This window comes from Thiosulfatimonas sediminis (assembly GCF_011398355.1).
GTDB classification, from domain to species: domain Bacteria; phylum Pseudomonadota; class Gammaproteobacteria; order Thiomicrospirales; family Thiomicrospiraceae; genus Thiomicrorhabdus; species Thiomicrorhabdus sediminis_A.
The window spans coordinates 1,555,395-1,572,917 of sequence record NZ_AP021889.1 but is presented as its reverse complement, the minus strand read 5'-3'; the positions used below and the strand labels follow the sequence as shown (position 1 = coordinate 1,572,917).

Below are 17,523 nucleotides of genomic sequence, written 5' to 3'. Positions count from 1 at the left end.
TTGAAAGTGCTTAAAAGAACTGGTAGTGTTTGCGGATCGGTTGGGTTATTTTCCAAGTGCAGTGTAGACCGGCGGGAAATGTCACGAAATCACCCGCGTGAATAGTCACCGGCTCGCCGCCATCTGGCGTAACCGTAACCTCACCGTCTAAAATCCAACAGCTTTCGTTGTCGGCGTAATACCAAGGAAATTCGCTTACGGCTTTTTCCCAAATTGGCCATGTGGTACAACCACGACTCGCAATCACTTCTGGGCTTGGGTTTTTCAGCACAGTAATCTGTAACATAGTTTGATTCCTTTATTCTTTGTCGTCTTTAGACTCGCCCTGTTTTTCCGGACTTGTCTCTTTAAATAAAGGGGTTACCTTATCGTTTTGAAAGTTAGCCGCAGGACGATGCAGGGTTTTTGCGCCTTGTAGGTATTTTTTGCGTGACCAAATTAGCCCCCAGCGTGAACCGCCAACTTGATACCAGAGTAGGGCTGCGCGAATGCCCGCCAAAAGCAGAGCGCGAATTTTATTGGCGATACGTTGATTGTTGAGATGCTGATGGTGACCATTAACCATGACGCGTGGCGTTAATACACTGACGTTTTCACTGTACGCTCTGGCAAGAGTGGCTAATACGTTTTCGTGCATTTGTCCAAAGTGTTCGCGCTGTGCGGCAGCGGTTTCTAGGACATTACTGATTTTGCCTAAGCCATCATTTTGTTGTAATTTTTTGGCCAGAATCATCAAGCTTAAGGCATAGCGTGTTATTTCAATATTGCGCTCTTGCGCACTTGTGTTGGCGTTCATTTGTGCCATAAGGGTTTCAACACCAAGTTGCACGTTTTCTACTTTGTCGCCAAATACATTGAGTGTGCTGCTCGGATTGTCGACAAAAAGTGAGTCGATGGTGGTTTTAAGCGCTTTCTCATCAGCTTGTCCAGTGGACGCCAATTGAAGAACCAATTGCGCGGCTTGATAGATGCCAACTAGGGCAAGGGTGCGATCTTGTTGAGTGTATTGACTCATAGGCTCTCGGTCATAGATTGGCTAAGGAGTGCAGAATCAGCTTTTGTAGAAGGTATTCTGCGTTTCCCTAAAGGTTACAAAAATTAATCTAAATCGGCGACTGTGGCTTGATGCAGGCGTTGTTCAATAATCCCGCCGCCCAAACAGTCGTTACTGTCGTAAAAAACCACCGATTGCCCTGGTGCGATGGCGGTTTGTGATTGTGTAAATTTCACTAAAATTTTACCGTTGCTTTCAGCCAAAATTTGGCAAGGTTGTTCAGGCTGGCGGTAACGAATTTTAGCTTTAAGGTCTTGATTTAGAGGGGGCGTTTTGCCACTGACCCAATCGAGTGTATCGGCAATCAAGAACTGGTGTTGCAATAAGGGATGGTCTTTGCCCTGAACGGCGATCAGGCGATTATTGGTTAAATCTTTATCGGCGGCATACCAAGGATCGTTGCCTTGTCCATGGCCACCACCGATGCCCAGCCCTTTACGCTGTCCTAATGTGTGGTACATAAGGCCGTCATGTTTACCGATAATGTTATTCTGGTCATCGACAATATCGCCAGGTTGGGCGGGTAGAAAACGCTGAAGAAAATCTTTAAATTTGCGTTCACCAATAAAGCAGATGCCGGTGCTGTCTTTTTTATCGTGAGTAATAAGGCCCGCGGATTCGGCGATTTCTCGTACCTGAGGTTTGGCAAGTTCACCGACCGGAAACAGAGACTTCTGTAACTGGTGCTGTTGCAAGGTGTAGAGAAAATATGATTGGTCTTTATTATCGTCTAAACCTTTGAGTAAATGGCATCGGTTGTCAGCATCGCGTGTAATGCGCGCATAGTGACCGGTTGCGATAAAGTCTGCGCCGAGTGCTAAAGCGTGCTCTAAAAAGGCTTTAAATTTGACTTCCTTATTACACAGGATGTCTGGATTTGGTGTACGACCAACGGCATATTCAGCGAGAAAATGTTCAAACACATGATCCCAGTATTCGCCGGAGAAATTTTCAATATGCACCGGAATGTCCAGTTTCTCGGCAACCGCAAGCACATCTTTTAAATCGGCAGCGGCTGGGCAGAAATCTTCGGTGTCATCGCCTTCCCAGTTTTTCATAAATAGCCCTTCCACCTGATAGCCTTGTTGTTTTAATAGCAGCGCAGCTACAGAGGAGTCTACTCCGCCGGACAGGCCGACAATGACTTTGGTGTTGGCAGGTTTGTGCGCCATGCAGAAAATCTCCAGCTCATAAAATTAAATGCTTATTTTAGCAGATGCACTACCTAAATTTGCAATGCCGAGCGACCTTATGATTTTTTAACCCGCTTGGCTCTAGCAGGACTTTGTTTAGGGCGTTGAGAGTGCTTTTTTGTGCGGTGAGTTTTATTGGCCGGAGTTTTTTTTCGGACTTGCGAAAAGTCGGTAAAGTTTTTGGGTAGTTGGGCTTGATAGTCAGCCAGTGTCACGATTTGGCTTTCGCCAAGTGCGATTTGGTCTAATTTCCATGGGCCGATTTGAATCCGAATCAGGCGCAAAGTCGCAAAGCCAACTGCTGCCGTCATACGCCGTACTTGGCGGTTTTTACCCTCGCGAATGGTTAATTCCAACCAAGATGTAGGAATGTTTTGGCGCTCTCGTATCGGTGGGTGACGCGGCCATAGCCACTCTGGTTGGCTTACTTTACGCGCTATGGCGGGGAGCGTTTTACCGTCTTTTAATGGCACGCCGTTTTGCAGTTCACACAGCGCCTGCACCGAAATATCGCCTTCTACTTGGACCAAATAGGTTTTTGGTAATTTGAACTTCGGATCGGCAATGCGTTGTTGCAGTTGTCCGTGGTCGGTCAGCAGGAGTAAGCCTTCGGAATCACGGTCTAAACGACCTGCTGCGTAGACATTTGGCTGATGAATATAGTGGCTTAAATTTTCACGTTGCGAGGCTTGTTCGGCATCATCGGTAAATTGGCACAGCACATTATAAGGTTTGTTAAATAGGATAATTTGCGATGTAGGATTCATCATGGGATTCATTTTATTGTTACAGTGTTGAGAGCAAAGCACATAGATTAGTCTTCATTGTATCGAGGCGAGCGCGACAGTGCTTTATATTCTATGTTTATTCTGTGTTTAATCGCGTAAAAACCCTTTAGGGAGACACCGAATTAGCGTGAATGGCCTAAGGCACAGAAGAATTCGCGCCTTGCAATTTCGGGTTGCCGTCAAGGGAGCTTGTTTTGTGTATCCCTAGTCTTGGTAATGCCGCTGATTTGTTATTTGAAAACAGTAACAAATCGCATTTCTTATAAGCGTCTGCTTAACCTTTACAGAGGGGTCATGTAGAATAAACCGCAGTTTTACGAATTTACCACCAAGCAGTTTGACTGCCGCACGTTTAGGAAGGTTACATGAGCAAGATTATTTATACGCTAACTGATGAAGCGCCAATGTTGGCCACATACTCTTTTTTACCCATGGTTCAGGCGTTCACTAAAGCTGCCGGTGTCGCAGTAGAAACGCGTGATATATCATTAGCAGGGCGGATTCTTGCCAATTTCCCAGAAGCCTTAAAGGCTGAGCAACGAGTTGGGGATGCGCTTGCTGAATTAGGCGAAATGGCAAAAACACCGGAAGCCAATATCATTAAATTGCCAAATATTTCAGCATCGATTCCGCAGTTAAGCGCCGCGATAGTTGAGCTACAAGCGCAAGGGTTTGCTGTGCCTGATTACCCAGCTAATCCAGCCAATGAGATAGAAGTGGCAATTAAAGAGCGCTATGCTAAGGTGCTTGGTTCGGCAGTAAATCCTGTATTGCGTGAAGGCAACTCGGATCGTCGTGCTCCAGCGTCGGTTAAAAACTATGCGAAACAAAATCCACACTCAATGGGTGCTTGGTCAGCGGACTCCAAAACCCGCGTTATGCATATGGATTCGGGTGACTTTTATGGTTCAGAAAAGTCATTGACACTGTTACAAGACAGTTCATTTAAGATTGAATTTGTTGCTGAAGATGGTTCGGTTAGTGAGTTAAAAGCCGCTGCTAAATTGCAAAAAGGGGAAGTTTTGGACGCTTCTGTCATGTCTCAAAACGCATTACGTCGCTTTTTGCAGGCTGCCAAAGAAGAAGCGAAAGCGCAGGGCGTGTTGTTTTCATTGCATTTAAAAGCGACGATGATGAAGGTGTCCGACCCGATTATTTTTGGACAAGCCGTCAGCGTTTATTTTGCGGATGTGTTTGCGAAACACGCGGCGATTTTTTCGCAAATTGGCGTTAACGTCAATAACGGTTTAGGCGATGTTTACACAAAAATTGCCACCCTTGATGCCGCTAAGCGCGCGGAAATTGAAGCCGATTTAGACGCCGCAATGGCAGCTGGTCCAGAGATTGCAATGGTCGATTCAGATAAGGGGATCAGTAATTTACACGTGCCTTCGGATGTTATTATTGATGCCTCTATGCCAGCGATGATTCGTAGTTCTGGCAAAATGTGGGATAAAGCAGGCCAAACACAAGATACGATTGCGGTTATTCCGGACCGTTGTTACGCAACGGTATATGAAGAAACAATTCGTTTTTGTAAGCATTATGGCGCCTTTGACCCGACGACCATGGGCACTGTGCCGAATATTGGTTTGATGGCACAAAAAGCGGAAGAGTATGGTTCGCACGATAAAACTTTCCAAGCAAAAGCGAATGGCGTTATTCGTGCAGTAGATGCAACAGGTGAGGTATTGCTTGAACAAACTGTAGAGCAAGGCGATATTTTCCGTATGTGTCAAACCAAAGATGCCGCAATTCAAGATTGGGTGAAGTTGGCAGTGAGTCGTGCGCGTTTAAGCGGGATGCCGGCGGTTTTTTGGCTGGATACTGAGCGTGCACATGACCATGAAATTATCAATAAAGTGAATGAATACTTAACTCATCATGATGTTTCTGGGTTAGAAATTCATATTATGCCGCCTGCAGAAGCAGCACGTTTTACTCTGCGTCATATTAAAGATGGCAAAGATGTGATTTCGGTTACTGGTAACGTCCTACGTGATTATCTAACCGATTTGTTCCCGATTTTAGAATTAGGCACTTCAGCCAAAATGCTGTCGATTGTGCCTTTAATGAATGGTGGCGGTTTATTTGAAACAGGTGCTGGCGGGTCAGCACCGAAACATGTGCAGCAGTTAGTTAAAGAAAACCATTTGCGCTGGGATTCTCTGGGTGAGTTTTTGGCATTGGCTGTTTCGCTTGAGCATCTGGCGCAAAATTTTGATAATCCGAAAGCGCAAGTGTTGGCGCAGACTCTAGACCGTGCAACAGGTACGTTCTTGGGGAATGATAAATCGCCTTCGCGTAAAGTAAATGAGTTGGATAATCGTGGTTCGCACTTTTATTTGTCGCTTTACTGGGCGCAAGAGTTAGCGGCGCAAGAGATTGATGCAGAACTGCAAGCGCATTTTGCACCGATTGCACAGCAGTTAAGCCAGCAAGAGGAGACGATTGTTGCTGAACTAAACAGCGTACAAGGTGCGGCCGTTGATTTGGGCGGTTACTATAAGCCAGATGCGATCAAAGCGAGCGCAGTGATGCGTCCAAGCAAAACCTTGAATCAGATTGTTTCAGCGATTTAATCACGATTATCTGATTTGTCGATTCCGGATAGATGCTGTCCGGAATGAAAAAAGCCCGATTGGTTTGATGCCAATCGGGCTTTTTTTACATGCTTAGAAATTAGAGGCTAACTAAATTAAGAAACTCGCTTTGGCGTGTCCTTGATCCAATTGCTTTTGGAAAGGTTTCGGTGCTCGACCACGGCCGGTCCAAAGGTGTTCAACCCCATTTTCATCAACGATTCGGTATTTCGGCTCAACAATGCGACTGGTGGCTTTCTTGTCGCTGTGATGATTCTGGGTGTCAATTAAGTCATCAACGGTTAAACCTTGCTCTAGAAGTAGATTTCGCATTTCATCAATTTTCGCTTGGTGAGCCTCTTTTTCAGCCAGTGCATCAGCAATTTCTTGTTCGCGTTCGGCAACGATTTCAGTAATATCATTAGCCAGTTTTTCCAATTGATTGATGTCTAAATCTTTAGTAGCTGCTTTAAGGCGTTTACGGTGCAAAGCAATTTTTGCAAATTCGTTTATTTCCATGATAAATCTCCAAGCGGAATATTTTGTATTTATTGTTTGTGTCATTGTTGTATTACAAATAATGGCGTTATTTATAATAACGAGTTGGCATTTTATCTATTTAAATAACATTACACAAATAATAATAAATAAAAAAATTTATTCACTAAGTTTAATGGATTTAAATAATATTTTAATCATTAGAAAAATAATTTATGACATTACGATTAATGGTTTATTCATTGTTTTTTTTAAACTTAGTTCAATATTAAAAGGCTTGTAACAGATTTGAAGAGCGGTTGAATCCAAAAAAACGCGCAAATCGTATCAATAATGAAAAAATAGTTAAGGAGATGCAGAATAAGTCGCGATTGACTTCAGCGAGGACTTTTCTTTATCTCTCTAAGATAACGTTATTAGGGAAGATTCCATGCGATTAAAATCTCTTATTTATGCCATTCCTCTGTTTTTAAGTGGTTGCAGTGGAGTGGATGTTCTCAACCAATTGGCTGAACAGGATCGCGTAGAGGTACGCGAAAATCTTGTTTTTGACGCGCAGACGGGGTTGACTTTAGATGTTTATCGTCCAGTTGAGATGGCGGATAAACCTTATCCGGTGATTGTTTTTTATTGGGGCGGACGTTGGCAAGAAGGCGATAAGTCGATGTACCAATTTGTTGGTAGAGAATTTGCAAAACGTGGCATTGTGACAGTTATTCCTAATTATCGGCTTTGGCCACAAGTCGGTTATCAAGGTTTTTTAAAGGATTCTGCTAAAGCGGTGGAATGGACAGAGCGCTCGATAGCTGAGTTTTCCGGCGATCAGCAACGTATTTTTCTGATGGGGCATTCTGCCGGTGCTTACAATGCGCTGATGCTGGGCTTGAATACGCCTTTTTTGGCTCATTCGCAACGTCGTTTGGCTGGGGTTATCGGCATTAGTGGTCCTTATGATTTCTTGCCGTTTAGTAGCGAAGATTTACCGCAAATTTTTGCACCAGAGGCAAACTTTGAGCAGACGCAGCCGATTCATTGGGTGGATGGTAAAAACAGTCCGGCACTGTTAATACACAGTTTAGATGATGACATTGTTTTTCCGAAAAACACGCGCAATTTAGCGCAAAAAATCAGTGAGTCGGGCGGGGAAGTTGAAACGCTGTATATTAAATCTTTATCACATCCGCTGATGATAGGCGTGGTTTCTAATATTTTGTCGTGGAAAGCGCCGATTGCGGACAAAATTGAGGGATTTGTTAAACAAATGCCGGCGGTTGATGTGGAACTTTCAGCGGCAGAAGAGGCTATGCCGACTGAAAGTTTACCAAACTCAGCCGACTATAGTTCGACGTCAAAATAGACGTTTTGTACGTCGTCGATGTCTTCAAGTGCGTGGATGAATTTAAGAAACAGTTCTAAATCTTCGCTTTGCAAGGTTTTAGTCATGTTCGGCACAAACTGGATTTCATCGACGTCGAATGAAATGTCAGGGAAGTTAGCCACTAAAGCCTGTTTAACTTTGTTGTATTCGGTGTTCGGTGCAAAGACAGTGATTTTACCGTCATCCGCTTCGACATCAGTGACATCAACGTCTGCCATCAGCAATGCTTCGAGAATCGCTTCTTCGTCATCACCGTTAAATACAAAAATCGACGAGTGGTCGAACATGTGGCTTACGCTTCCTGGCGTGCCGAGTTTTGCATTGGCTTTGTTAAAGACCCCGCGTAGGTCGCCAAAAGTTCGGTTTGGATTATCGGTAAGGCAGTCAACAATCACCATACTATTGCCTGGGCCGTAACCTTCATAACGCGCAACGGCAAAGTCTTCACCGCCACCGCCTTGCGCTTTGTCTAGGGCTTTGTCGATAACGTGTGCCGGAACTTGCTCTTTTTTGGCGCGTTCAATCAAGCCCGCGAGAGCTAAATTAGCGGATGTTTCGACGCCACCTTGCTTAGCGCACATATAAATTTCTTTGGAAAATTTGCTGTAGACTTTGGCCTTTTGATCCGAGGTTTTTGCCATGGATTCTTTACGGTTTTGATAAGCTCTTCCCATTAGGGTTCTCCAACTTTGTCTAAGGAACGAGTTCGATGCCCGAACTAAAAATATAAAGTGTGCAGATTTTACACAATACACGGCGATAATGCGAAAAATGCCTGCTGAGACAGGACGGCAAACCATCAACTTGTTCTGTCTTTCCTTAGGCCTTTTTGGTGAATGCCGCGATGATGACGATTTGTGTGCCGTTTACCTTGCCTTCGATGTGTTTTGGATTGTCGGTCAAGTGAATGTTTTTCACCAAGGTGCCGCGCTTAGCAGTGAAATTCGCCCCTTTAACCTCTAGGTCTTTAATCAGGGTGACATCATCGCCTTCGTTGATTGGATTGCCGTTGCTGTCGATGACCTTAATCGACTCCTCTTCGCCAACCAGCCCTTGTTGCGCCCAAGCACGAGTGGCATCTTCCATGTACATCATCTCCAGCAAGGCTTGTGTCCAGCCTTCAGCGGCCATTTCATGCAGTAGGCGATAAGCGACGACTTGTACTGCTGGATTAGGATTCCATATGGCATCATTCAAGCAGCGCCAGTGATGAGGGTCGCGTTTGTTCGGATTCTCTATTTGCTCACGACAAATTTGGCACAATAAAATAGACTCATCAGCAGAGCCGTCAGACGGTGACACTGCCATGACCTCAAGGTTTTCAGTGGCTCCACAGAGTTCACAGTGATGTTCGCTACGGTGTAAAAGCTGCTCTTTGATAGTCATTGCTTATCCTAAGTTAAAAATGATAAATACGCTATTATGCATAAAATGACCGAATGCCTCCAGACTCTAGCGGATTTTCGCATTGAAAATATGCGGTGAAGATGGATTCATGCGTAACTGAGCAGGTTTATTGAGTAATTTTTGCTAAAATTGACAGCGGCTTTTTTTGGATTACGAATGGATTAGCGGATTTGAACGCAAACTTTGATGTCGGGGTGGACTATTTCGCGGTACTTGGTGTGCATTTTGGCGCCAATCCGCAGAGCGTAAAGCAAGCTTATCGGCGCATGGCGCGGCGCTATCATCCGGATGTTTCCAAAATTCATAATGCGCAGGCGCGTTTTCAAGAAATCGCAAACGCTTATGAAGTTTTGCACAAGTATCGTGATGCCTATTGCTTGGCTTATCAACGCGCATTGCAGTCGCGCTTGCGCCGGTGTGAAACGGTACGCAATAGCCCGTCAGAACCTTCTAAACAGGCCAAGACGAATCCCGTGCGCAAATCGCAGGAGAGGCCGCATCGCCAACCACAGACGCCGCCACAAGATTTTCGACAAACGGATTACAGTTTTGGACAAACACCGATTAACGGTAAAAACCGCGAAGTGGTCTATCCGATTACTTTGCGTTACGCGATTCGTTTATTACGCTTAGGGAGTTTTTATATTCCCGGTTTGAAAGTGCAGATGAAATTTACTCGGCAAGCGTTTACTGGCAAAACGTTTCGTTTAAAAGATAAAGGCTATCGCGGCCTATTTGGTGGCGAATCTGGAGATTATCTGGTGCGTTTTAATATCAAAATTGATGAAGAACGATTTCGTTTACAAAATGGCGATATTTATGGCAATTTCGAGATTCCACGGCTGTTTATTAAACCAGGTAAAACGGTGTATATCGAAAGTCCCAGTGGTCGAGTTGAATGGCTGGTGCCTGAGAATTTTAATTTAGATGAAACCCTATTGTTCCGTGAAATGGGTTTACCAGCGGATGAACAAAATCCAGCGGGTGATTTATATGCAAAACTGATTCCTATCGAGTAAAGAGATTGACGGGTCACCCATTGTCATTCTGCGCGGTAATCAATGAAGTGCGTGTTCTGTGCCTTCTTAAGTCAGGTGCTTGAAAAATCCAGATTGAGTCTTATTTATAATGCAGTATTTTAATAAACAAGTGAAAAAAAATGTCACAGCACCTCAACCATGATGACGGCAATCTTTTATTAGATCGTGCCAAACCCAAGCTCAAACCGCCAAAGCGTTATCAAGTGGTACTCTTGAATGACGACTACACAACCATGGAATTTGTGATTGAAGTGTTACAGAAGTTTTTTGGTATGGATGAATTACGCGCTCATGCGGTGATGCTTAAAGTTCATCACGAGGGCAAAGGTGTTTGTGGTGTCTATAGCCGCGAGGTGGCGGAGATGAAGGTTCGTCAAGTGAATATTTATGCGCGTGAACATGCGCATCCGCTCATGTGTCAGATGGAGGTGGCTTAGATGTTAAGCAAAGAATTGCAGCAAATTTTAAGTGGTGCCTTTGGTGTTGCCAGTGAGTATCAGCATGAGTTTGTTACGCTTGAGCATCTGCTGTTGCAGTTACTCGAATCGCGCTCGGTGCAAGATGTGGTGATTGCTTGTGGTGCCAATCCCGAGCGGATAATGGACGATTTGGAAAAGTATCTTGAGGCAGAGTTAGTCAGTGAACATGCGCATGAGTTGCAGCCAACGATGAGCTTTCAGCGCGTGATTGAACGCGCCATCTATTTTGTACAGAGTAACGGTTACCAAGAAGTTTTGCCGACGCACGTATTGGCTTCAATATTAAGTGAGCAAGAGTCCACCGCGGTCTATGTATTAGAAAGTCACGGCGTTGATCGTTTGAATGTGACCAATTACTTGTCGCACGGTGTAACGGTGCAGGATGATGAACAGCTGATTCCGTCTGAGCCGCATGTTGACAATGGCGCGCCGAATGAAAGTGCGGCATCGCCCTTGAGCGCCTTTGCCGTTAATCTGAATGAACAAGTGGAAGTGGGTAAAATTGATCCGATTATTGGCCGCGATTGGGAGATTAACCGTACCATGGAAGTGCTGAGTCGGCGCCGTAAGAATAACCCTTTACTGGTGGGTGAACCAGGCGTTGGTAAGACGGCGGTAGCCGAAGGTCTGGCTTACAATATCGTGCATCAAAATGTGCCCGAAATCCTAGCGAATGCCGTGGTTTTTAGTTTGGATATGGGCGCAATTTTGGCTGGAACGCGTTATCGTGGGGATTTTGAAAAACGGTTTAAATCGGTGCTCAAAGCCTTGGAAGAACATGAGCACGCCGTGCTGTTTATTGATGAAATCCATACCATTATCGGTGCTGGGGCCGTACAAGGCGGCGCGATGGACGCATCCAACTTAATGAAACCGGCGCTCTCTTCTGGACGTCTTCGCTGTATCGGTGCGACGACCTATGATGAATTTCGCGGTATTTTTGAGAAAGATCGCGCGCTTGCTCGTCGTTTTCAAAAGGTGGATATCAAAGAGCCCACTATTGAGGAGACCGTCGCGATTCTAAAAGGGCTTAAAGACAAATACGAAACCCATCATAATGTTAAATACACTTTGCCGGCGTTACGTGAAGCGGTTGCTTTGTCGGCGCGCTATATTACAGATCGCCATCTGCCGGACAAAGCGATTGATGTGATTGACGAAGCAGGCGCTAAACAGGCTCTCGCACCCGTGTCGAAGCGCCGTAAGCAAATTGGGGTGCATGAAGTTCAACAAGTGGTGGCTGCGATTGCGCGTATTCCGGTGGCGCAAATTACTCAAAAAGAGAAAGAGACCTTAAAAGATTTAGAGCAGAATTTAAAAAGGGTGGTATTTGGGCAGGATCATGCGGTTGAGCAGGTGAGTAAGGCGGTGCAGTTGGCGCGTTCAGGATTGAGTGAGCCACATAAGCCGACCGCCAGTTTCTTGTTTGCAGGGCCGACCGGGGTTGGCAAAACTGAATTATCGCAGCAGTTGGCTAAATTGTTGGGTGTGGAGATGATTCGCTTTGATATGTCGGAATATATGGAACGTCACACGGTTTCGCGTTTGATCGGAGCACCCCCTGGCTATGTCGGTTTTGATCAGGGCGGTTTGTTAACCGAAGCCGTGAGCAAAAATCCGCATGCAGTGGTATTGCTGGATGAGATTGAAAAAGCGCATCCTGATGTGTTTAATTTGCTGCTGCAAGTAATGGATCACGGCACCTTGACCGATAATAATGGCCGTAAAGCGGATTTTCGTAATATCACGTTGATTATGACTTCGAATGTGGGCGCAGAGCAGATGGCGCGGGCATCGATTGGTTTTACCGTCCAAGATCACAGTATGGATTTTGATGGTGAGTTAAAACGTGTTTTTACCCCAGAGTTCCGCAATCGTTTGGACGGTATCATTCAATTTAATCGCTTGTCGCAAGCGTCGATGGAATCGGTAGTGAATAAATTCATTTATGCATTAGAAGCCGCTTTGCATGAGAAAAAAGTTAATTTAACGCTGTCAGATGAAGCTCGTGCCTGGTTGGCGCAAAAAGGTTATGATCCATTGATGGGGGCCAGACCTATGGCTCGTTTGATTCAGGAAAAACTTAAACAACCGCTCGCAGAAAAATTACTGTTTGGTGATTTGCAAAATGGCGGCGATGTTTTGGTCAACTTAGAAGATGAACAGTTGGTTTTTGTGATTGACTAAGGTGTTTTAATTCATTTTTTAAACCTAATAAGATAAAAAGGCGAAGTTGAATTTTCAACTTCGCCTTTTTGTTTTGTTGGATCTATCGAGTCTAACAAGACTGAAATCGACTTCGCTTAGATCAGTTCTAGGCTTGGTAGTTCAGTAATCGGTGCAAGTAAAGAAGTTGTCGGTAGTAGACCGGCTACCAGAGATTCCACTTCGCCAACAACAGGCTCAACAACGGCAAGAACAGTGTCAACTGCATCGCCTACGGTTGCTAGAAGAGCGTCTAGATCAGCGAGTTCAGTTACATCAGCTAGAGCGACGACTTCAGAAATGTTTAGTACAGTATCGCTAGAAATAGCGGCGGTAAGGTCGAGACCTGCGCTACCGTCGACAGCTGGAAGAAGGTCTGAAATCACTGGTAGGGTTGGAAGTGCAACGGGTAGTTGAGATAGAGCAGAAGTCGGGTCAGCTAGAACGCCCTCAAGGATAGAGGTTAGGTCGCCTAGCTCAGGAACCCCTGGCAATGCTGGAAGCGCAACCGGTAGTTGAGATAGAGCAGAAGTCGGGTCAGCTAGAACGCCTTCAAGAATAGAGGTTAGGCCACCTAGTTCAGAAACCGCTGGCAATGCTGGAAGTGCAACCGGTAGTTGAGAGAGAGCAGAAGTCGGATCGGTAAGGATGCTTTCTAGAGTTGCAACAAGCGATGTTGGGTCGGCTAGTAGGGATTCAACCAGAGTCACTACTTGAGTAGCCGCGCTTTCAACCAGAGCGATAACATCTGTCAGCAAAGTGTTTAAATCACCTAATTCACCTAATTCAGGTGTTGCTGGTAGCATTGTGGTTAAGCCGGCCAGTGTCGTAACGAGATCGCCAATGACAGGTAGTTCGGCCGTGATGGATTCTACTTTGACAGTTAGGTCGGTAAGTAGGGCTTCGGCATCAACTGGAAGTGCAGGAATTGCTGGAACTCCAGAAGTGGTTGGCAACAAAGCTGCAACTTGATCTGCTAGATCTGCAACCATGGGTAATTCACTTGCTAATGTTTCCACTTTTGCAACAAGTTCAGAAAGTACGGTTTCAATATCGCCAAGCTCAGGAAGAACAGGTAGTTGAGACGTTAATTCGGCAATTTTTGCTTCCACTTCAGCAATAACCGCTTCAACCGCAGGAAGATCCGCTGAAAGCGTTTCGATTTTCGCAATAACGTCAGCGATAAGTATTTGAGCGTCAGAAACTGCAGGAAGTGCTGGGTTGAAAGAAGAAAGAATCTGGTTATTAGTAAGTATTGTGTTGTTGTTCAGTGCATTTGAAATATTTAACATCGTATATTCCTTTATAAGATATTTAGTGCAATTAAATTACCGAGAAAATTATTTTAATTCGGGTGCTTTCAACATCCTTGTCGTGGGCACAAAAATACTTTAGAAAATAACCGTATTCTTATTTGTTAACCTTTTATGTATTTATTGTGACATAAAAAAGGTTAATGATTTCAAAAAGTAATTAAAATAAGTGCTTAAAATACTTCTTTATAGGTGTCAGTGTTTTTTATGTTACAGAACTGTTACAAAAAATTTTTTGTGTTAAAAATTTGTGACATTTTTTGAGTGGGAGGAGCAAGCAGTGATGGCAAGAAGTTGATATTAAGATTCGTACTAATACGTATAGTTGCGATAAGTTCTGAGGTAGTCAAGAATAAAAAACCTCAGGTATGAGAGCCTGAGGTTTCTAAAAACTAAGGGGAGGGTATTGGCTTTTGGTTATTTACCGCGATAGGTAATGCGACCTTTTGTTAGGTCGTAAGGCGTTAATTCTACTTTGACGGAGTCGCCAGCAAGAATACGAATATAGTTTTTACGCATGCGCCCTGAAATATGGGCGAGTACTTCATGTCCATTTTCCAGTTTTACGCGGAACATTGTGTTTGGTAGTGTTTCAATAACCACACCATCAAATTCAATAACGTCTTGTTTTGCCATAATTATTAGTAACCCTTAGTTGAAATCGGGCGCGATTCTAACAAATCGTTACTGGATTTTCAAATAAACCTGCTGTATTTCGCTAATCAGCCCGTGATAGTTTTGCGGAGCCTGCGAATGATGAGCCAGTCGCGGGCTTTTTATCGGCTTAATTAACCAATGGAAAAGGTCTTGTTCATTTTCGTTTAAAAACGCATCAATTAAGCGTTGTTGGTCGTTTGTGATTGGGTTTAACTGCTGGATAAATGCCAGCAGGAGTAATTCGGTTTCGATATTACCGCGTTTGCAAGCAAACAGAGTACGTTTACGCCAAATATCAAAAGGGGATAGCGATGAATCGGGTATCTGCATGAGGTTCGTAATTTAAGTTGGTTTATTGACGATAGCGTGTTTTAACGCTTGGATGGCGCGACTCGGATTTAGGCCTTTCGGGCAAGCACTGGTACAGTTTTGAATATTACGGCAACGGAATGCCTTAACAGCACTGTCCTGCTGTTCTAATCGGTCAATCGTGGTGATGTCTCGTGAATCCACGACAAAGCGGTTCGCGGCCAATAGGGCGGCCGGTCCTGGAAAAAGATCAGGGTTCCACCAAAATGACGGGCAGCTGCTTGAACAGCAAGCACATAAGATACACTCTACACTACCATCTAACTTAGCGCGCTCTTGTGGTGACTGCAAAAACTCTTGTTCAAGATTGGTTTGCAATGCGGCGTCACCTTGCAAAAAAGGTTTTACATCGCGGTACTGTTGATAAAAAATGGACATATCGACAATCAAATCTTTAATGATTGGAAACCCTGGAAGGGCGCGGATATGTATTTTTTCACCGAGGGGTTTTGCAAGGGTAATGCAACTTAAACAGTTGCTGCCATTGACGTTCATGCCATCAGAGCCACACACGCCTTCTTGGCAACTGGATCGAAAGCCCAAGCTGGGGTCTTGCTCACGCAGGCGCTGTAACAGTTCTAATAGCATGGTGTCATCTGCGATTTCTGTATCGTCAATGTGATAGCTTTGCGCGTAAGGCTGGCTATCATTCTCTGGATTAAAGCGCTCAATAATGACCTGCATTGTGCTAACTCCCTCAAATAAATGGCTAATAAACCCGTTTTTGCGGGATAAAGGGTGCGTGCTGTTTGGGTTGCATATTTACTGGTTTGTAAAGCACGGTATCTTGTTGCGGATAATATAGACTGTGTTTTAGCCAATCTTGATCATCACGTTCGTTATGGTCGATGCGTGTATGGGCTCCTCGGCTTTCGGTTCTGGCCAAGGCGCTGCAAGCGGTGGCTTTAGCGACACTTAGCAGATTTTCAAGTTCCAGCGCGCTCGTACGTTCAAAGTTAAAAATTTGGCTTTGGTCGGCGATTGATACCTTAGCAAAGCGCTCTTCAATCGCTTGCAGTGCGTCAACGGTCTGTTGCATCCGCGTATGATCACGGAATACGCTACAACCTTGTTCCATGGTTTTTTGCATCGCCTGTTTAATTGCGTTGACGTTGTCTTGAGTATTAGCAGTTTCTGGCTCGGCGGTTAGCCAACGCTGGTACCGCTCTAGTAAATGGCTCAGCGTGTGTTGTTGTGGTCGGCTAAATGGGATGCTATTTTGTTGCAGTTGCGCGCTAATGTGCCGCGCTGCTTGGCGTCCGAAAACAACGATATCTAAAAGTGAATTACCGCCTAAACGGTTGGCACCATGAACTGACACGCAGGCGCATTCACCAATGGCGTAGAGTCCGGAGATGGTTTTTTGTGGTTCAATGGTTGTGCCATGAAGGTTTTTATCGATTGCTATGTCAGGTTGAATGACTTGTCCATTTATATTGGTCGGAATGCCGCCCATCATGTAGTGACAGGTTGGGAAAACCGGAATCGGTTTGTCAATCGGGTCAAGGCCAAGAAAAGTGAGGCAGATATCGCGAATGCCGGGTAAACGGTTTTCAATCACATCGGTCGGGAGATGCGTTAAGTCTAAGAGCACATAATCTTTGTTAGCGCCGCATCCACGACCTTCTTCAACTTCGATTGCAATTGCTCGGGCGACGACATCACGCGAGGCGAGTTCTTTAACCTTCGGTGCGTACTTGATCATAAAAGGTTCGTTTTCGGCATTGCGTAAAATGCCACCTTCCCCACGTGTGGCTTCGGAGATTAACATTCCCTTGCCGGCAACGCCAGTCGGGTGAAACTGCCAGAACTCCATGTCTTGTAACGGTACGCCAATGCGTTGCGCCATGCCTAGACCATCGCCGGTATTGATGCTAGCGTTGGAATTGGTTCGAAAAATTTGCCCCGCCCCACCGGTTGCTAATAGGGTGTGTTGCGCCCAGATCACTTTTAATTTTGAATTTTGTAAATCTTGAATCAAGACGCCGCAAACACGGTCTTGTTCGTCTTGGATTAAATCTAATGCGAAATGCTCATCGAACATCTCTGTGCCGGCGGCGATGTTTTGTTGATAGAGTGAATGAAGAATTGCATGGCCGGTGCGGTCGGCTGCAGCACAGGTGCGCTTGGCTTGGCTTTCGCCATAATTTTGCGATTGACCGCCGAACGCGCGCTGATAAATTTTGCCGTTCTCTAAACGTGAAAAGGGCACGCCGAAATGTTCCAGTTCACGCACGATGTGACTGGCTTCTTGGCACATAAATTCAATCGCATCTTGATCGCCTAGATAATCACTGCCTTTTATCGTGTCGTACATATGCCACTGCCATTGGTCGTCGCTCACGTTCGCCAAGGCGGCATTAATCCCGCCTTGTGCGGCAACAGTGTGTGAACGGGTTGGGAACACTTTTGAAACCATGGCAACTTGATGACCGTCTTGCTGTAACGCTAAAGCGGCTCGCATTCCAGCTCCGCCTGCGCCAATGACAATCGCATCAAAAAAAAATTCCTGATAATCCAAAAAAGAGGTTGGTTGTTCGGTACTGTTCATAATCCCGCC

The 17,523-nt window shown here is 45.0% G+C and carries 17 protein-coding genes; 5 read left to right on the top strand and 12 right to left on the bottom strand.

The genetic code is table 11. The features are described 5' to 3' along the window. Positions 1–10: 10 nt before the first annotated feature. The 4 genes from HRR27_RS07285 to HRR27_RS07270 form a co-directional block, all read right to left on the bottom strand. Positions 11–286, bottom strand: a complete 276-nt coding sequence (locus HRR27_RS07285) for a cupin domain-containing protein (RefSeq protein WP_173272328.1) — start codon at positions 284–286, stop codon at positions 11–13. A gap of 12 nt (positions 287–298) precedes the next feature. Then, positions 299–1,015, bottom strand: a complete 717-nt coding sequence (gene hflD, locus HRR27_RS07280) for a high frequency lysogenization protein HflD (protein WP_173272326.1) — start codon at positions 1,013–1,015, stop codon at positions 299–301. Positions 1,016–1,098: 83 nt separating this feature from the next. Further along, positions 1,099–2,226, bottom strand: a complete 1,128-nt coding sequence (mnmA, locus tag HRR27_RS07275; protein WP_173272324.1) for a tRNA 2-thiouridine(34) synthase MnmA — start codon at positions 2,224–2,226, stop codon at positions 1,099–1,101. A 77-nt stretch (positions 2,227–2,303) separates the two neighbouring features. Continuing rightward, a complete protein-coding gene (locus HRR27_RS07270) occupies positions 2,304–3,017 on the bottom strand; it encodes a pseudouridine synthase (RefSeq protein ID WP_173272322.1) in 714 nt (237 codons plus the stop codon). 383 nt (positions 3,018–3,400) lie between these two features. On the opposite strand from HRR27_RS07270, the gene HRR27_RS07265 reads away from it, so the two are divergent. Further along, positions 3,401–5,617, top strand: coding sequence for an NADP-dependent isocitrate dehydrogenase (locus HRR27_RS07265; protein WP_173272320.1), 2,217 nt, complete (start codon positions 3,401–3,403; stop codon positions 5,615–5,617). Positions 5,618–5,728: 111 nt separating this feature from the next. Here the strand turns inward: HRR27_RS07265 and HRR27_RS07260 are convergent, their stop codons facing one another. Continuing rightward, positions 5,729–6,136 carry an H-NS histone family protein gene (locus tag HRR27_RS07260; RefSeq protein WP_173272318.1) on the bottom strand — a complete coding sequence of 136 codons (408 nt, stop codon included), beginning with the start codon at positions 6,134–6,136 and terminating at the stop codon, positions 5,729–5,731. A gap of 409 nt (positions 6,137–6,545) precedes the next feature. Between HRR27_RS07260 and HRR27_RS07255 the strand changes: the two genes are divergently transcribed. Further along, positions 6,546–7,472 carry an alpha/beta hydrolase gene (locus HRR27_RS07255; RefSeq protein WP_173272316.1) on the top strand — a complete coding sequence of 309 codons (927 nt, stop codon included), beginning with the start codon at positions 6,546–6,548 and terminating at the stop codon, positions 7,470–7,472. Here HRR27_RS07255 and HRR27_RS07250 read toward each other — a convergent pair. Both HRR27_RS07250 and HRR27_RS07245 read right to left on the bottom strand, forming a co-directional pair. After that, a complete protein-coding gene (locus tag HRR27_RS07250) occupies positions 7,451–8,167 on the bottom strand; it encodes a YebC/PmpR family DNA-binding transcriptional regulator (protein ID WP_173272314.1) in 717 nt (238 codons plus the stop codon). The genes HRR27_RS07255 and HRR27_RS07250 overlap by 22 nt on opposite strands. Positions 8,168–8,312: 145 nt before the next feature. Beyond that, positions 8,313–8,879 (bottom strand): PhnA domain-containing protein, encoded by a 567-nt coding sequence (locus HRR27_RS07245; protein ID WP_173272312.1) that lies wholly within the window; start codon positions 8,877–8,879, stop codon positions 8,313–8,315. 191 nt (positions 8,880–9,070) lie between these two features. On the opposite strand from HRR27_RS07245, the gene HRR27_RS07240 reads away from it, so the two are divergent. The 3 genes from HRR27_RS07240 to clpA all read left to right on the top strand — a co-directional run bounded on the left by HRR27_RS07240 (position 9,071) and on the right by clpA (position 12,606). Continuing rightward, entirely contained in the window at positions 9,071–9,919 is an 849-nt protein-coding gene (locus HRR27_RS07240; protein WP_173272310.1) for a DnaJ domain-containing protein, read from the top strand. Positions 9,920–10,059: 140 nt separating this feature from the next. Next, complete coding sequence (gene clpS / locus HRR27_RS07235) at positions 10,060–10,377, top strand: ATP-dependent Clp protease adapter ClpS (protein ID WP_173272308.1); 318 nt, start codon at positions 10,060–10,062, stop codon at positions 10,375–10,377. Continuing rightward, positions 10,378–12,606: an ATP-dependent Clp protease ATP-binding subunit ClpA gene (gene clpA, locus HRR27_RS07230; protein WP_173272306.1), complete on the top strand. Its 2,229-nt coding sequence runs from the start codon at positions 10,378–10,380 to the stop codon at positions 12,604–12,606. Between the two features lie 116 nt (positions 12,607–12,722). On the opposite strand, the gene HRR27_RS07225 is transcribed toward clpA, so the two are convergent. The 5 genes from HRR27_RS07225 to sdhA form a co-directional block, all read right to left on the bottom strand. Continuing rightward, positions 12,723–13,916: a hypothetical protein gene (locus HRR27_RS07225; protein WP_173272304.1), complete on the bottom strand. Its 1,194-nt coding sequence runs from the start codon at positions 13,914–13,916 to the stop codon at positions 12,723–12,725. A 438-nt stretch (positions 13,917–14,354) separates the two neighbouring features. Next, positions 14,355–14,573: a translation initiation factor IF-1 gene (infA, locus tag HRR27_RS07220; RefSeq protein WP_197905389.1), complete on the bottom strand. Its 219-nt coding sequence runs from the start codon at positions 14,571–14,573 to the stop codon at positions 14,355–14,357. A 48-nt stretch (positions 14,574–14,621) separates the two neighbouring features. After that, on the bottom strand, positions 14,622–14,924 hold the full coding sequence (locus HRR27_RS07215; protein WP_173272303.1) for a succinate dehydrogenase assembly factor 2: 303 nt from the start codon (positions 14,922–14,924) through the stop codon (positions 14,622–14,624). 12 nt (positions 14,925–14,936) lie between these two features. Further along, entirely contained in the window at positions 14,937–15,647 is a 711-nt protein-coding gene (gene sdhB / locus HRR27_RS07210) for a succinate dehydrogenase iron-sulfur subunit (protein WP_173272301.1), read from the bottom strand. 25 nt (positions 15,648–15,672) lie between these two features. Continuing rightward, a complete protein-coding gene (gene sdhA / locus HRR27_RS07205; protein WP_173272299.1) occupies positions 15,673–17,514 on the bottom strand; it encodes a succinate dehydrogenase flavoprotein subunit in 1,842 nt (613 codons plus the stop codon). Between the last annotated feature and the right edge of the window lie 9 nt (positions 17,515–17,523).

Coding starts and splice junctions, on each gene's coding strand:
- HRR27_RS07285 (WP_173272328.1), bottom strand. CDS start 286: ATGTTACAGATTACTGTGCTGAAAAACCCAAGCCCAGAAGTGATTGCG.
- hflD (WP_173272326.1), bottom strand. CDS start 1,015: ATGAGTCAATACACTCAACAAGATCGCACCCTTGCCCTAGTTGGCATC.
- mnmA (WP_173272324.1), bottom strand. CDS start 2,226: ATGGCGCACAAACCTGCCAACACCAAAGTCATTGTCGGCCTGTCCGGC.
- HRR27_RS07270 (WP_173272322.1), bottom strand. CDS start 3,017: ATGATGAATCCTACATCGCAAATTATCCTATTTAACAAACCTTATAAT.
- HRR27_RS07265 (WP_173272320.1), top strand. CDS start 3,401: ATGAGCAAGATTATTTATACGCTAACTGATGAAGCGCCAATGTTGGCC.
- HRR27_RS07260 (WP_173272318.1), bottom strand. CDS start 6,136: ATGGAAATAAACGAATTTGCAAAAATTGCTTTGCACCGTAAACGCCTT.
- HRR27_RS07255 (WP_173272316.1), top strand. CDS start 6,546: ATGCGATTAAAATCTCTTATTTATGCCATTCCTCTGTTTTTAAGTGGT.
- HRR27_RS07250 (WP_173272314.1), bottom strand. CDS start 8,167: ATGGGAAGAGCTTATCAAAACCGTAAAGAATCCATGGCAAAAACCTCG.
- HRR27_RS07245 (WP_173272312.1), bottom strand. CDS start 8,879: ATGACTATCAAAGAGCAGCTTTTACACCGTAGCGAACATCACTGTGAA.
- clpS (WP_173272308.1), top strand. CDS start 10,060: ATGTCACAGCACCTCAACCATGATGACGGCAATCTTTTATTAGATCGT.
- clpA (WP_173272306.1), top strand. CDS start 10,378: ATGTTAAGCAAAGAATTGCAGCAAATTTTAAGTGGTGCCTTTGGTGTT.
- HRR27_RS07225 (WP_173272304.1), bottom strand. CDS start 13,916: ATGTTAAATATTTCAAATGCACTGAACAACAACACAATACTTACTAAT.
- infA (WP_197905389.1), bottom strand. CDS start 14,573: ATGGCAAAACAAGACGTTATTGAATTTGATGGTGTGGTTATTGAAACA.
- HRR27_RS07215 (WP_173272303.1), bottom strand. CDS start 14,924: ATGCAGATACCCGATTCATCGCTATCCCCTTTTGATATTTGGCGTAAA.
- sdhB (WP_173272301.1), bottom strand. CDS start 15,647: ATGCAGGTCATTATTGAGCGCTTTAATCCAGAGAATGATAGCCAGCCT.
- sdhA (WP_173272299.1), bottom strand. CDS start 17,514: ATGAACAGTACCGAACAACCAACCTCTTTTTTGGATTATCAGGAATTT.